Here is a 13603-nt window from a genome sequence, read left to right on the forward strand (position 1 = left end):
TCGTCGAACCCGTGCGACCAGGAGGCTGCCATGCGCGAACTGCGACTTTACGTGATGGACGGCGACGAGCCGGCCGGCCGGTGGCGGATCGTCGATTTCACGCTGCTCGAAGTGGCCGAAGGCGACGTGTGGGTGACCGTCGAGGGCCGGCCCGACGATCACTGGCTGGGTGCGGGCGCATCGCTGACGTTGCTGCCCGGCATGCGCGCGTGGGTCGGCGCCGGGCCGCGCGGCGCGACGTTCGCGTTCGGCCCGCTCGCGGCGCCGGCCGTGCGCTCAGCGTCCGCGTGGTGGCGTCCGTTCGCCGCGTGGCGTCACGGCCGGCGTCACACGGCCGCGTCGCTGCCGACGTAGCGTGCGCGTGGCCGGATCAGCTTTCCGTCCGCGTACTGTTCGAGCGCGTGCGCGATCCAGCCGGCCGTGCGGCCGGCCGCGAACAGCGTGAACGCCGCGCCGTCGGGCAGTGCGAGCGTGCGCTCCAGCACCGCGAGCGCGAAATCGATCGCCGGCCGCAGGCCCGTCGCCGCTTCGACGCGCGCGGCGAGCGCGCGCGCCACGCGCAGCGCCGGCCGCTCGGGCGCCGCCGCGTGCAGCGCATCGAGCAGCGCCCGGGCGCGCGGATCGCCGTCGGGGTATAGCGGGTGCGCGAAGCCGGACAGGGCCGTGCGGCCGCCGTCCGCGCGTTCGTCGTGCGCGAGCCGCAGCGCGAGGTAGCGATCGAGATCGGCGGCGCGGGCCGCTTCGTCGAGCAGGGTGCCCGCGCGGAACGTCTCGCCGCCGTGACGCGGCCCCGACAGCGCCGCGAGCCCGCCGGAGATCGCGCCGAACAGATGCGTGCCGGTCGACGCGATGCAGCGCACCGCGAAAGTCGACGGATTCAGTTCGTGATCGGCGCACAGCACGAGCGCGCGCCGCAGCAGGTCGGCTTCGGCGCGCCGTCGCACGCGCCACGCGGCCGCGAGCTGCCGGTGCACGGGCGCGTCGCCCGGCGCGATGCCGGCGAGCGCGGCCGTCGCGACGCGCAGCAGCAACGCGGCGGAATCGAGCTGTGCATCGCGCCCCTGCGCCCACAGGCGCGGCAGCGATGCAGCCGCGGCCGGCAGCAGCACCAGCGCGCGTTCGAGCGGCGCGAGCGGCGCCCAGCGATGGGCCCAGTCGCGCCACTGCGCCGCGTCGAAACCGGTCGATGCGAGCGACGCGGCGGCCAGCCGCGCGGGCGGACAATCCCACAGCCGCGCGGCCGTTTCCTCAAGTGTCGCCGTATCGGCCAGCGCGATCGCATCCGCGCCGCGATAGCGCAGGCGGCCGTCGGCGATCTGCGTGATCCGCGATTCCAGGACCGGCACGCCCCAGTCGAGCGAACGTTCGGCGACACCGCCCGCGCGCTTCGCGTCGGCGCGGCGGCGCGCGAGCAGGCGCACTTCGTCGGCGTCGTAGCGGCGGCGCTTGGTCGCGCCGTCGGGCAGCGAGCGCAGCAGGCCGCGGCTCACGTATGCATAGAGGGTGCTCACGCTGACGCCGAGCATGCCGGCGGCTTCCTGCGCACTGAGGGACGTCATGCCGGTTGCTCCTGTCGCCGCGCATGAAGCGCGGAACCGCTACAACTATTCGTTATGTATTGATTCGCGCAATCAAGATTGATCGCGCCTGTCGCGAATTCTAGACTCGATTCCGTCTCCTCAACGGTATCTCCTTCACCATGACACCCGAATCCGCATTGGCGCATCTTTGGCAACTCGCACACGGCGAGCGCGACGCGCTGGCTCGCACGACCGTGACCGGGCAGGACCCGACGTTGCCGTCGACGTTTCATGTGGGCACGCTTGCCGCCGCGACGATCGCCGCGGCGGCGCTCGCGGCAGCCGAATGCCATCGGCTGCGCACGGGCGTGGCGCAATCGGTCGACGTGTCGGTGCGCGACGCGCTCGTGGCGTTTCGCAGCGAACGCTACCTGCGCGTGGACGACGGGCCGCCGCCCGAGTTGCGTCATCCCGTCACCGGCTTCTTCGAGACGGGCGACGGACGCTGGATTCAGCTGCACGCGAATTTCCCGCATCACCTGCACGGCATTCTCGACGTGCTCGGCTGCGGCCCGCGGCCGGCCGACGTCGCCGCGGCGATTCGCACGTGGGACGGCGCGGCGCTCGATACCGCGCTGGCCGACGCCGGCCTGTGCGCGGCATTGATCAGAACCCCTGACGAATGGGCGGCGCACGAGCAGGCGCGCGCGATCGCGTCGCTGCCGCTGTTCGAGATCGAGCGGATCGGCGACGCGCCGCCCGAGCCGATCGGCCGCGGCGAGGGCGGCCGGCCGCTGGCCGGCGTGCGCGTGCTCGATCTCACGCGCATCATCGCGGGGCCGGTCGCGGGCCGCACGCTGGCGTCGCATGGCGCGCAGCCGCTGCTCGTCAACGGCCCGCACCTGCCGAACATCGCGCCGCTCGTGATCGACAACGGACGCGGCAAGCGCTCGACGTGGATCGATCTGCGCGACGCGGCAGGCGTCGATACGCTGCACGCGCTGGCGCGCGAGACGGACGTGTTTCTGCAGTCGTACCGGCCCGGCGCGCTCGCCGCGCGCGGGTTCGCGCCGCAGGCGCTGGCCGAGCGGCGGCCCGGCATCGTCTACGTGTCGGTGTCGGCGTACGGGCACGCCGGGCCGTGGGCGAAGCGGCGCGGGTTCGACAGCCTCGTGCAGTCGGCGAGCGGAATCGCATGGCACGAGCAGCAGGCCGCGCAGGCGAGCGGGCCGCGCCATCTGCCATGCCAGGCGCTCGACCATGCAACGGGGTATCTCGCGGCGTTCGGCGCGATGATCGCGCTCGCCCGGCGGGCGCGCGAAGGGGGAAGCTGGCACGTGCGGACGTCGCTCGCGCAGACGGGGCGCTGGCTGCAGTCGTTCGGCGCCGTGCCGGGCGGGTTGCACGCGCCCGATCTCGCGCTGGCCGACGTGCGCGACCGGATCGAGCGCGTCGCGTCGCCGTTCGGCGTGCTCGACACCGTGCGGCCGGCCGAGCGGTTGTCGGCGACGCCGCCGTCGTTCGCGCGTCCGCCCGTGCCGCTCGGCACCGACGACGCGCGCTGGTTGTGAGCGCCGGCGCCTCGCCTCGCGTTACTTGCGCAGCTCGACGACGAAATCGTAGTAGTCGTTTCGGCAGTAGGTATCGGTCAGTTCGATCGCGCGCTGGTCGGACGTATAGCCGATCCGCGTGATCAGCAGCAGGGCGTCGTGCGGGGCGATGCCCATCTGTTCGGCGATCTCGTCGGTCGCGTTGACCGCGCGGAAATGCTGCAGCGCGCGCACGATCGGCGTGCCGCGCGCTTCGAGATAGCTGTACAGCGAACCGACGATCGCCTGCGGATCGGGAATCAGCGTCGCGGGGAACGTCGAGTTCTCGACGGCCATCACGATGCCGTCGGCCAGGCGCAGACGTTTCAGCCGCGTAACCGATGCGGCCGGCGACAGCCCGAGCTGGATCACTTCGTCGCGGTTGGCCGGCTGGATTTCGCGCGCGAGCCACTGCGAGCTCGGCTTGAAGCCGCGGCGCTCGAGCATTTCGCTGAAGCTCGACAGCCGCGACAGCGGATCCTCGTAGCGCGGCTGGATGAAGTTGCCCGCGCCCTGCGTGCGGCGGATCAAGCCTTGCTCGACGAGCAGCGCGATCGCCTTGCGCGCGGTGATGCGCGACACGCCGAGCGCTTCGGACAACACACGCTCGGAAGGCAGCGCTTCGCCGGCCGTCCAGCGGTTGTCGTGGATTGCATCGCCGAGCTTGCGGGCGAGCTGCAGGTAGAGCGGCGTATCGTTGTCGGGGTCGGGGCGCAGGTCCTGCCAGCGGTCGTCCGTGGGTGCCTTCATACAATGGGTATCGATCAGGTTGCGGCCATTCTAAGTCATCATGCCGTGCCGTTATAGCCGGTTTTTGCCGCGTAACAGGCCGGAGGCGTACCGATTGACTACACTGATGCGTCGTATCCGATGCTTCGGCCGCGGTGCGCGGCCACGAATCCGCAACGAGGAAACGCATGACAGACACGATCGCCACGGTCGTCTTGCCGAACGGCGAGACGATTCCGAAGCTGGGCCTGGGCACCTGGGAAATGGGCGAGCGGCCGGCGCGGCGCGCGGACGAGATCGCCGCGCTGCGCGAGGGCGTCGAACTCGGGATGACGCTGGTCGATACGGCCGAGATGTATGGCGACGGCGCGACCGAGGAACTGGTCGGCGACGCACTCGCGGGCCTGCGCGACGACGTGTTCCTCGTCAGCAAGGTCTATCCGCACCATGCGAGCCGGCGTGGGGTCGTCGCCGCGTGCGACGCGAGCCTCAAGCGCCTGCGTACCGATCGCCTCGACCTGTATCTGCTGCACTGGCGCGGTTCGGTGCCGCTCGAGGAAACGGTCGAGGGTTTCGACGCGTTGCAGCGTGCTGGCAAGATTCGCCACTGGGGCGTGAGCAACTTCGATACGGCCGACATGGCCGAACTCGTCGACGAGGCGGGCGGTGGTGCGTGCGCCACCAACCAGATTCTCTACAACATCGCGCGACGCGGCCCGGAATTCGACCTGCTGCCGTGGCTGGCCGAGCGCCGGATACCGGCGATGGCATACAGTCCGGTCGATCACGGGCGGCTGCCGAAACGCTCGCCGCTCGACGAGATCGCGCGGCTGCGCGGCGTGTCGGTGATGCGCGTCGCGCTGGCATGGGTGCTCGCGCAGCCGGGTGTATTCGCGATTCCGAAGGCGTCGCGAATCGAGCACGTGCGCGACAACCGCGCCGCGCTCGATGTGGTGTTGAGCGATGACGAGCGCGTGCAGCTTGACGCGTATTTCCGTCCGCCGCGCAGCAAGCGCGCGCTCGAGATGCTCTGACCCCGGGCAACACCTGGGGTCAGTGGTTGCCGCCGGGCGATCCGCCGTTGCCGTGACCGCCGCCGTTGCCGCGACCGCCACCGTTGCCGTTGCCGACACCGTTGGCCCCGCCGTTGCCGGCGCCTCCACTGCCATTGCCGTTACCGTTGCCGCCGCCATTGCCGTGGCCGCCGGTGCCATTGGCGCCGCCGCTCCCGCCGCCGTTACCGTTTCCGCCGCCATTGCCGCCGGCACCGTTGCCGTTTCCGCCATTGCCGTGACCGCCGCCGCCGTTGCCGTGGCCGCCGCCATTGCCATGGCCTCCGCCGCCAGCACCGCCGCCGCCAGCACCGCCGCCAGCACCGCCACCAGCACCGCCGCCGCCAGCACCGCCACCAGCACCGCCACCAGCACCGCCACCAGCACCGCCACCAGCACCGCCACCAGCACCGCCACCAGCACCGCCACCAGCACCGCCGCCACCGCCGCCACCGCCGCCACCGCCGCCACCGCCGCCACCGCCGCCACCACCGCCGCCGCCGCCGCCGCCGCCACCGCCGCCGCCGCCGCCGCCGCCGCCACCGCCGCCGCCGCCGCCGCCACCGCCGCCGCCGCCGCCGCCGCCGCCGCCGCCGCCGCCACCACCGCCGCCACCGCCACCGTGACCACCGCCGTGACCGCCGCCGTGACCGCCACCACCGCCGTCACCGTGGCCACCGCCACCCGAAGTACCGCCACCCGAAGTACCGCCACCGGAAGTACCGCCACCCGAAGTGCCGCCACCCGAAGTGCCGCCACCCGAAGTGCCGCCACCCGAAGTGCCGCCACCCGAAGTACCGCCACCGGAAGTGCCGCCACCGGAAGTGCCGCCACCCGAAGTACCGCCACCCGAAGTGCCGCCACCGGAAGTGCCGCCACCCGAAGTACCGCCACCCGAAGTACCGCCACCCGAAGTACCGCCACCCGAAGTACCGCCACCCGAAGTACCGCCACCCGAAGTGCCGCCACCCGAAGAGCCGCCACCCGAAGTACCGCCACCTGAACCGCCGTTGCCCGACGCGTTGCCGCCGCGGCCCGTGCCGCCCGGGCTGCCTGAGGTTCCCCCCGTCGTTCCCCCGACACCGGCAGGTCCGACGGCGCCGTTCCCGTTGTTTCCGCCGCTACCGTTCCCGTTGCCACTGCCGCTACCTGTCCCACCACCATTTCCGCCGCCGCTGCCGCTCGCGCCGGGACCGCCATTACCGGCGCCCCGGCCGGCATAGACGTGCGCCGCGCATCCAGCCGGATCGGCGGCGCACGGCGAGGCGTTCTCGACCAGCGTCATGATGGTGTCCGCACTGGCGTTCGTGTCGGACGCGGAGTCGGGTGTCGTGTTTTGTGCGACGGCATACGAGCAGCAGCACGCCAACGCGGCTGCGGCCAGCAAGGTTGCACGAGGGCGCCGTCCCGCCGCGCGGAACGGTTGTGTCGTTTTATGCATCATGGCCTCCCCATGCGCGCGATGCCTCGTTGCCGCGCGACGATTTACGTGTAGTGCAGGGGGCTCAGAAGATTCGTTGTCCTATCGTCGGCCGATGACGTTCGGGCCGGCGCTTGACGCCAGCCGCGGACGCGGATCGGCACGCGGGCCCGCCGTGCGGATCCCACTCTGCGAGATTCGTGCCATCGGCCGCTCAGGGCCGTGACGAAAGGCGTGCGCAGTCGCGCGAGCGCGCATGCAGCACCGTTGGGAGGCGTTTTGTTTCCGGAATGAAACGTAGGGGCGTCGTTCAGCGCGCCGGCGCGTCGGCCGCGCGTTGCCAGCGGTGGAACAGGATCGACGCGATCCAGCAGAAGAGGAACAGCGCGACGATGCCGTAGCCGATCGAGCCGAAGCGTTCGCCGATCGCATCGAGCGTGTCGCGCACGGGGCCCGACAGCGCCAGCTTGTCGGCCAGCAGGCCGGCCGCCTCGATCCCGCCGATCGCCAGCGCGACGGCCGCCGACACGAACGTGATGCTCGCGTTGTAGAGCAGCTTGCGCTGCGGATCGTCCATCGCCCAGCCGTATGCCCGGATCATCAGCACGTTGTCGGTCGAGTCGATCAGCGTCATGCCGGCGGTGAACAGCGCCGGAAACAGCATGACCGTATAGACCGGGAGGCCCTGGCTCGCCTGCGCGGCGGCGATCGCGAGCAGGCCGATTTCGGTTGCAGTATCGAAACCTAGCCCGAACAGCACGCCGACCGGGTACATGTGCCAGCTCTTCGACACGAACCGGAACAGCGGGCGCAGCAACCGCGATACGAGTCCGGCGGGACGATGGTCGTGCGCGCCGTCGTGCGTATGCCCGGATGCGCCGCGATAGCGTCGCCACACGTCGCGCAGGATCATCAGGTTCACGCACGCGAGCACCAGCAGGAAGGTGGCCGATACGGCCGTGCCGATCGTGCCGCCGATTTCGCGAAATGCGTCGAACCGGTCGCGCAGCGCGAACGCGGTCAGCGCGATGCCGAGCGTCGCGACGATCACGATCGTCGAATGGCCGAGCGAGAAGAACAGGCCGACGCTCACCGGACGCTGGCCGTCCTGCATCAGCTTGCGCGTCGCGACGTCGATCGCGGCGATGTGATCCGCGTCGACCGCATGACGCAGCCCGAGCCCGTACGCGATCGCCGCGGTGCCGAGCAGCAGCGGATGGTCGCGCAGCACCGCGAGCGCCCACAGCCAGACGGCGACGTTCGCGGCGATCAGGCCGGCATAGAGGGTCAGCAGGCGGCGCAGGGCAGGGGTGGGGGTGGGCGGCATCGGGCGGGTTCCATCTGACGAATCGCCATCCATTGTGGCACGCGAAAAAAAGCTCGGCGCGCCGATCAAAAAGGGCCGCGATTCGCCGTGTGCGCCGGACGAAAAAAAGCCCGTCCGGAACCGGACGGGCTTCGCGTACCCGCGACCGCGCGCGGGTGAGCAGTGCTTACTTCGTCTTCGCGTTGATCACGGCTTCCGACACGTTCGCCGGCGTTTCCGCGTAATGCTTGAATTCCATCGTGTACGTCGCACGGCCTTGCGTGGCCGAGCGCAGCGACGTCGAATAGCCGAACATCTCCGCGAGCGGCACTTCGGCGCGCACCAGCTTGCCGCCGCCGCCCGCGATGTCCTCCATTCCCTGCACGATGCCGCGCCGGCTCGACAGGTCGCCCATCACGTTGCCCATGAAGTCCTCGGGCGTCTCGACCTCGACGGCCATCATCGGCTCGAGCAGCACGGGCTTCGCCTTGCGCATCGCCTCCTTGAACGCCATCGAGCCGGCCATCCGGAATGCGTTTTCGTTCGAGTCGACGTCGTGGTACGAACCGAACGTCAGATGCACCTTCACGTCGACGACCGGGTAGCCCGCGAGCACGCCCGACTTCAGCGTGTCCTGGATACCCTTGTCGACCGCCGGGATGTATTCACGCGGAATCACGCCACCCTTGATCTCGTCGAGGAACTCGTAGCCCTTGCCCGGGTTCGGCTCGAGCGTGATCACCGCGTGGCCGTACTGGCCGCGACCGCCCGACTGCTTGACGAACTTGCCTTCGACGTCGGCCGCCGTCGTGCGCACCGTTTCGCGATAGGCGACTTGCGGCTTGCCGACCGTCGCCTCGACGCCGAACTCGCGCTTCATCCGGTCGACCAGGATTTCGAGGTGAAGCTCGCCCATCCCCGAAATGATCGTCTGGCCGGACTCTTCGTCGGTCTGCACGCGGAACGACGGATCTTCCTGCGCGAGCCGGTTCAGCGCGAGGCCCATCTTTTCCTGGTCGGCCTTCGTCTTCGGCTCGACGGCCTGCGAGATCACCGGCTCCGGGAATTCCATCTTCTCGAGGATGATCGGCTTGGCCGGATCGCACAGCGTGTCGCCGGTGGTCGCCTCCTTCAGGCCGACGGCCGCCGCGATGTCGCCCGCGCGCACTTCCTTGATTTCCTTGCGCTCGTTCGCGTGCATCTGCAGGATCCGGCCGAGCCGCTCCTTCTTGTCCTTCGTCGCGTTGAGCACCGTGTCGCCCGACTCGACGACGCCCGAATACACGCGGAAGAAGATCAGCTGGCCGACGAACGGGTCGGTCATGATCTTGAACGCGAGCGACGAGAACGGCTCGTCGTCGCTCGGGTGGCGTTCCGCCGGCTTTTCCGGATCGGCGAAGTCGTGGCCGAGGATCGCGGGCACGTCGACCGGCGACGGCAGGTAGTCGATCACCGCGTCGAGCATTGCCTGCACGCCCTTGTTCTTGAACGCGCTGCCGCACAGCATCGGCACGATCTCGTTGGCGATCGTGCGCTGGCGCAGCGCGGTCTTGATCTCGTCCTCGGTCAGCGATTCATGGTCGTGCAGATACTTCTCGAGCAGTTCCTCGCTCGCTTCGGCCGCGGCCTCGACCATCTTCTCGCGCCATTCGTGCGCGAGATCGACGAGGTTCGCGGGGATGTCCTCGTACGTGAATTTCACGCCCTGGCTTTCGTCGTCCCACACGATCGCCTTCATCTTCACGAGATCGACGACGCCCTGGAAATGGTCCTCCGCGCCGATCGGAATCTGGATCGGCACGGCGACGCCCTTCAGGCGCTCGCCGATCTGCTTCTGCACGCGGAAGAAGTCCGCGCCGATCCGGTCCATCTTGTTGACGAACGCGATGCGCGGCACCTTGTACTTGTTCGCCTGGCGCCACACGGTCTCGGATTGCGGCTGCACGCCGCCGACCGAGTCGTAGACCATGCACGCGCCGTCGAGCACGCGCATCGAGCGCTCGACCTCGATCGTGAAGTCGACGTGCCCGGGCGTATCGATGATGTTGATCCGGTGTTCCGGATAGTTGCCGGCCATGCCCTTCCAGAAGGCCGTGGTCGCCGCCGACGTGATCGTGATGCCGCGTTCCTGCTCCTGCTCCATCCAGTCCATCGTGGCCGCGCCGTCGTGCACTTCACCGATCTTGTGGCTCACACCGGTGTAAAACAGGATGCGCTCGGTCGTCGTGGTCTTGCCGGCGTCGATGTGAGCGCTGATCCCGATGTTTCGATAGCGCTCGATGGGGGTTTTGCGGGGCACGTGAACCTCCTGGTGGTTCGGATCGTAAGGGGGCCGGCTGGGCCGGCCCGGACTGGAACAAGCGAGATTTAAAGGATAGCGCTTGTCCGTGGCTTTTGCAGATGCGGGCAGCGTGTGCCGAATCAAGGCGGGCGCCGCCGGCGGGCGAAAAAAAAGCCGGCGCGCTGCGAGCGGCCGGCTCGGGTCGACGCGCGGCGCCGCCGCGGCATGGGCGGTTACTGCGGCTTGGGCAACCCGTCGAGCTTCATGCCCGGCTTGATGCCCTTCGCGGCGAACCAGCCCTTGCTCATTTCGAGCGCATAGACGCCGTTGTTGCGCGGGCAGTGGTTGTCGGTCGTCTCGGCCTTCATCTCGTCGATGTCGGTGATCGTGCCGTCCGCGCGGATGAACGCGATCGACAGCGGAATCAGCGTGTTCTTCATCCAGAAGCAGTGCACGGCGTTCTCGTTGAAGACGAACAGCATGCCTTCGTTCGGCGCGAGCTGCGAACGGTACATCAGCCCCTGTTCGCGGTCGGCGTCGTTCGCGGCGACGGCCGCGTCGATCACGTACATGCCGGCGCGCAGCTTCACGCGCGGGAACTCGCTCGGCTGCTTGGCGCCGGGCGGCACTTGCGCGCCGGCGGCCTGCATGCCGAGCGCGAGAACGGCGAGCGCGGCGGGAAACACGGCGGCGCGCGCAAGGCGGCCGAGCGACGGGCGCAGGGAGAATGGCACAGCATGGCTCCTGTCTGGAAAGCAAGACCCGCATGGTACGCGATGCGCGGCGGCGGGCACAAAAAAGAAAAAGGCAGATCGCCTTGCGGTGATCTGCCTTTCAACGCCGTAAGAACGGCAGGACTGCGTGTTCTTGACTGCGTTATTACAGCCTGCTTACTTAGTTCGAAGCAGCTGCCGGAGCTTCGGCTTCGCTAGCTGCCTTCTTCGCTGCGTGGTGCTTCTTGGCGTGGTGCTTCTTGGCAGCCTTGTGCTTTGCCGGTGCCGAAGCAGCTGCCGGAGCAGCAGCCGAAGCAGCTTCCGGAGCCGATGCTTGTGCGAAAGCAGCCGTTGCGAAGAGACCAGCGACCAGAGCGGCGATCAGTTTGTTCATGTTGTGTTCCTCAGCTTTAGTTAATTAACCAAATGACCCGGCAATAGGAGTCATGTCGTCTAACGGTGCCATCCACCTTTCGGTTGACAGACGCTTCGAGAAATTTCTCTTTGCGCTGCGGGCGCCGAATCGTATTCGAATAAAACGTCGCTTTCGTGACGCAAACACGGGGTTCGGCTGCCAATGCCGGATAGCTAAGGTTGGCATCTGCGTGGTTTAACGCGCGATCTGCGCGCGCGGTTGACGAAAAAGACGACGAAAAATTCGCGCGCCCTGGATTCGCTACCCGGCGGCTGCGAAACCGTCCCACGGCGCGCGCGGCGGCAGCGCGATTGTTTCGCCCGGCGCAATGCCGAGCGCGAATATATCGAGCGCGCCGATGCCGACGCGCACCAGGCGCAACGTCGGAAAGCCGACGGCCGCCGTCATCCGGCGCACCTGCCGGTTCTTGCCCTCGGTGATCGCGAGCTCGATCCACGTGGTCGGGATCGCGGCGCGGTAGCGAATCGGCGGATTGCGCGGCCACAGTGTGTCGGGCGGCTCGATGAATTCGGCGCGGCACGGGCGCGTCACGTAGTCGCCGAGATCGACGCCGCGCGCGAGCGCCTTCAGGTCGGCCGGCCCCGGCGCGCCGTCGACCTGCGCCCAGTAGCGCTTCACGAGCTTGTGGCGCGGCTCCGCGATGCGCGCCTGCAGCGCGCCGTCGTCGGTGAGCAGCAGCAGCCCCTCGCTGTCCGCATCGAGCCGGCCGGCCGCGTACACGCCGGGCGTTTTTACCCAGTCGCCGAGCGACGGCCGCGTCTCGTGCGCGGAAAACTGGCAAATCGTGCCGAACGGCTTGTTGAGGGCGATCAGGTTCATGGCAGGGCGGCCGCCCGGCGCCCCGTACGGAGCGGGGGCGGGCGGTCTATGGCAAATGGCGGAATCTTAATGCATAATACGGAACGGCAAGTCCTCTGTCTTATATAAGACATAAGTGAGGTCTTGATACGCAGTGCCGCGGTTCGCGCCGAAGTGCCCGGTTGGGGCGCTAGAATAGCGGCTCGCTGTTGCCGTCACGGGGTGGCCATGCCGCGCCCCCGCCGCGCGCGCAGCTTCGACCAGCATCACCTGCTCAGCCACGTCACTGGAGTCGATCATGCCGTATCAGCACATCAAGGTTCCGGAGGGCGGTGACAAGATCACCGTCAACAAGGACTTCTCGCTCAACGTTTCCGATCAGCCGATCATTCCCTATATCGAAGGCGACGGTACGGGCTTCGATATCACGCCGGTCATGATCAAGGTCGTCGACGCGGCGGTCGCGCATGCGTACAAGGGCAAGCGCAAGATCCACTGGATGGAGATCTTCGCGGGCGAGAAGGCGACCAAGGTGTACGGCCCGGACGTGTGGCTGCCGGACGAAACGCTGCAGGTGCTGAAGGAATACGTCGTGTCGATCAAGGGGCCGCTCACGACCCCGGTCGGCGGCGGCATTCGTTCGCTGAACGTCGCGCTGCGCCAGGAGCTCGACCTCTACGTGTGCCTGCGCCCGGTCCAGTACTTCAAGGGCGTGCCGTCGCCGGTGCGCGAGCCGCAGAAGATCGACATGGTGATCTTCCGCGAGAACTCGGAAGACATCTACGCGGGCATCGAATGGGCCGCGGGCTCCGAGCAGGCGAAGAAGGTGATCAAGTTCCTGCAGGACGAGATGGGCGTGAAGAAGATCCGCTTCCCGGAAACCTCCGGGATCGGCGTCAAGCCCGTGTCGACCGAAGGCACCGAGCGGCTCGTGCGCAAGGCGATCCAGTACGCGATCGACAACGATCGCAAGTCGGTCACGCTGGTGCACAAGGGCAACATCATGAAGTTCACGGAAGGCCTGTTCCGTGACGCCGGCTACGCGCTCGCGCAGAAGGAATTCGGCGGCGAGCTGATCGACGGCGGCCCGTGGATGCGCGTGAAGAACCCGAAGACGGGCAACGAGATCGTGATCAAGGATTCGATCGCCGACGCGTTCCTGCAGCAGATCCTGCTGCGCCCGGCCGAATACGACGTGATCGCGACGCTGAACCTGAACGGCGACTACATCTCCGACGCGCTGGCCGCGCAGGTCGGCGGCATCGGGATCGCGCCGGGCGCGAACCTGTCGGATTCGGTCGCGATGTTCGAGGCGACGCACGGCACGGCGCCGAAGTACGCGGGCAAGGATTACGTGAACCCGGGTTCCGAGATCCTGTCGGCGGAAATGATGCTGCGCCACCTCGGCTGGACGGAAGCAGCCGACACGATCATCGCCGCGATGGAGAAGTCGATCCTGCAGAAGCGCGTCACGTACGACTTCGCGCGCCTGATGGAAGGTGCGACGCAGGTGTCGTGCTCCGGCTTCGGCGAAGTGCTGATCGAGAACATGTAAGACCCCTTCCGGGGTGGGCCGGCACGATGCCGGCCGCCCCGGCGCTGTCTGCCGGCGCCGGAGCGTTTCGTGGATGGCAGGTTTGTTGGCAGGGCGGCCCGGCATCCGGGCCGCGGCGCCGCGATGCGGCCCGCAGGCCCTGCAAGGTAGAACATGACGGCCCTCGCAACACCACCGCCCGGCTGAGCCGGCGCGCCCCTTTCG

12 protein-coding genes are annotated in these 13603 nt (G+C 68.5%); 5 read left to right on the forward strand and 7 right to left on the reverse strand.

The features are described 5' to 3' along the window. The first annotated feature begins 30 nt into the window (after positions 1 to 30). Entirely contained in the window at positions 31 to 354 is a 324-nt protein-coding gene (locus tag KPB06_RS11280) for a DUF2917 domain-containing protein (protein ID WP_089465079.1), read from the forward strand. Here KPB06_RS11280 and KPB06_RS11285 read toward each other — a convergent pair. Further along, complete coding sequence (locus KPB06_RS11285) at positions 327 to 1559, reverse strand: citrate/2-methylcitrate synthase (protein WP_059578352.1); 1233 nt, start codon at positions 1557 to 1559, stop codon at positions 327 to 329. The two genes, KPB06_RS11280 and KPB06_RS11285, sit on opposite strands and share 28 nt — an antisense overlap. A 140-nt stretch (positions 1560 to 1699) precedes the next feature. Here KPB06_RS11285 and KPB06_RS11290 point away from each other — a divergent pair, with 140 nt between their 5' ends. Further along, entirely contained in the window at positions 1700 to 3091 is a 1392-nt protein-coding gene (locus tag KPB06_RS11290; RefSeq protein ID WP_275905590.1) for a CoA transferase, read from the forward strand. A 21-nt stretch (positions 3092 to 3112) separates the two neighbouring features. Here KPB06_RS11290 and KPB06_RS11295 read toward each other — a convergent pair whose 3' ends face one another. Beyond that, positions 3113 to 3859, reverse strand: coding sequence for a GntR family transcriptional regulator (locus tag KPB06_RS11295; RefSeq protein ID WP_006489667.1), 747 nt, complete (start codon positions 3857 to 3859; stop codon positions 3113 to 3115). Between the two features lie 167 nt (positions 3860 to 4026). Between KPB06_RS11295 and KPB06_RS11300 the strand changes: the two genes are divergently transcribed. Beyond that, positions 4027 to 4872 carry an aldo/keto reductase gene (locus KPB06_RS11300; protein ID WP_059578345.1) on the forward strand — a complete coding sequence of 282 codons (846 nt, stop codon included), beginning with the start codon at positions 4027 to 4029 and terminating at the stop codon, positions 4870 to 4872. A 52-nt stretch (positions 4873 to 4924) separates the two neighbouring features. Next, positions 4925 to 5893, forward strand: coding sequence for a hypothetical protein (locus tag KPB06_RS34560; protein ID WP_420831938.1), 969 nt, complete (start codon positions 4925 to 4927; stop codon positions 5891 to 5893). A gap of 727 nt (positions 5894 to 6620) precedes the next feature. Here the strand turns inward: KPB06_RS34560 and KPB06_RS11310 are convergent. The 5 genes from KPB06_RS11310 to KPB06_RS11330 all read right to left on the reverse strand — a co-directional run bounded on the left by KPB06_RS11310 (position 6621) and on the right by KPB06_RS11330 (position 11865). Next, positions 6621 to 7670, reverse strand: a complete 1050-nt coding sequence (locus KPB06_RS11310; RefSeq protein ID WP_059576889.1) for a HoxN/HupN/NixA family nickel/cobalt transporter — start codon at positions 7668 to 7670, stop codon at positions 6621 to 6623. A 133-nt stretch (positions 7671 to 7803) separates the two neighbouring features. After that, positions 7804 to 9915: an elongation factor G gene (gene fusA / locus KPB06_RS11315; protein ID WP_059576886.1), complete on the reverse strand. Its 2112-nt coding sequence runs from the start codon at positions 9913 to 9915 to the stop codon at positions 7804 to 7806. A 215-nt stretch (positions 9916 to 10130) separates the two neighbouring features. Then, positions 10131 to 10631 (reverse strand): DUF192 domain-containing protein, encoded by a 501-nt coding sequence (locus KPB06_RS11320; protein WP_034208197.1) that lies wholly within the window; start codon positions 10629 to 10631, stop codon positions 10131 to 10133. Between the two features lie 160 nt (positions 10632 to 10791). Next, positions 10792 to 11004: a hypothetical protein gene (locus KPB06_RS11325; protein WP_006398520.1), complete on the reverse strand. Its 213-nt coding sequence runs from the start codon at positions 11002 to 11004 to the stop codon at positions 10792 to 10794. A 282-nt stretch (positions 11005 to 11286) separates the two neighbouring features. Continuing rightward, positions 11287 to 11865 carry a pseudouridine synthase gene (locus tag KPB06_RS11330; protein WP_059576881.1) on the reverse strand — a complete coding sequence of 193 codons (579 nt, stop codon included), beginning with the start codon at positions 11863 to 11865 and terminating at the stop codon, positions 11287 to 11289. 277 nt (positions 11866 to 12142) lie between these two features. On the opposite strand from KPB06_RS11330, the gene icd reads away from it, so the two are divergent. Beyond that, positions 12143 to 13399, forward strand: coding sequence for an NADP-dependent isocitrate dehydrogenase (icd, locus tag KPB06_RS11335; protein WP_006478026.1), 1257 nt, complete (start codon positions 12143 to 12145; stop codon positions 13397 to 13399). The last annotated feature ends 204 nt before the right edge of the window (positions 13400 to 13603 follow it).

The organism is Burkholderia semiarida (genome assembly GCF_029268935.1).
Classification (GTDB): domain Bacteria; phylum Pseudomonadota; class Gammaproteobacteria; order Burkholderiales; family Burkholderiaceae; genus Burkholderia; species Burkholderia semiarida.